This window comes from Mycobacterium angelicum (assembly GCF_002086155.1).
Classification (GTDB): Bacteria; Actinomycetota; Actinomycetes; order Mycobacteriales; family Mycobacteriaceae; genus Mycobacterium; species Mycobacterium angelicum.
Map to the genome: position 1 here is coordinate 1 of NZ_MVHE01000203.1, position 1,255 is coordinate 1,255.

1 protein-coding gene is annotated in these 1,255 nt (G+C 67.6%); it reads right to left on the bottom strand.

Going from position 1 to position 1,255, the window contains the following annotated elements:
* Positions 1-1,255, bottom strand: a 1,255-nt coding sequence (locus BST12_RS28995; protein WP_139802060.1) for a beta-ketoacyl synthase N-terminal-like domain-containing protein, incomplete at both ends; no start/stop codon positions are given.

Sequence of the window (1,255 nt, forward strand, 5' to 3'; positions counted from 1 at the left end):
GGGTGGTGGGTGCGGGTGGTGGCCAGGCTGTAGGCCAGATCGGTCAGATCAATGTCGGGGTGATCGAGCAGATGCTGATGCAGTCGGGCGCTTTGGGCGCGCAGTGCGGCAGGGCTGCGAGCCGACAGCGGCCAAAACCGCAGCGGGGCCGGGCCTTTGGTTGCGGCAGCGGGATCGGCCGGTGGTGGGCTGGGAGCCTGTTGGACGATCACGTGCGCGTTGGTGCCGCTGATCCCGAACGACGACACTGCTGCTGTGCGCGGATGCGCGGATTCGGGCCAGGGCATCGCCTCGGTCAACAACTGGACTGCTCCGGCTGACCAGTCGATGTGCGGGCTGGGTTGATCCACGTGCAGTGTTGGCGGCAATACCGCGTGCTGCAGGGCGGTGATCATCTTGATCAACCCCGCTGCGCCCGCGGCGGCCTGGGTGTGGCCGATGTTGGATTTGACCGAGCCCAGCCACAACGGCCGCTCAGCGGCGCGGCCCGCGCCATAGGTGGCCAACAAGGCGCCGGCTTCGATCGGATCCCCCAGGGTGGTGCCGGTGCCGTGGGCCTCGACGACATCGACCTGATCCAATCCCACACCGGCGTTGGCGGCGGCTTGAGTGATCACTCGTTGTTGGGCGGGGCCGTTGGGGGCGGTCAATCCGTTGGAGGCGCCGTCCTGGTTGACCGCTGAGCCCGCGATTACCGCTAACACCGGATGTCCTTGGCGCTGAGCCTCACTGAGGCGTTCCAACACCACGATCGCCGCGCCCTCGCCCCACCCGGTGCCATCGGCGGCCGCGGCAAACGCCTTACACCGCCCGTCCACCGACAACCCACGCTGACGAGCGAACTCGATAAAGGGTGCGGGGGTGGTCATGACGGTGACTCCGCCGGCCAACGCCAGACTGGATTCGCCGTTACGCAACGACTGACACGCCAAATGCGTGGCCACCAACGACGACGAACAGGCCGTATCCACGGTGATCGCCGGACCCTGCAACCCCAACACATACGCCACCCGCCCCGACGCCACACTCGTGGCGATCCCGGTCAGCCCATAACCCTCGGCCCCGTCGGCGCCGCCGGCTCCCGGTTGTGCCCAGGCTCCGGCGAAGACACCGGTATCGGTGCCCTCAAGGGCGGCTGGGTCGATCCCGGCGGTTTCCAACGCTTCCCAACACACCTCCAACAACAGCCGCTGCTGCGGGTCCATCGCGGTGGCCTCACGCGCCGAAATCCCGAAGAACTCGGCATCAAAGCCGG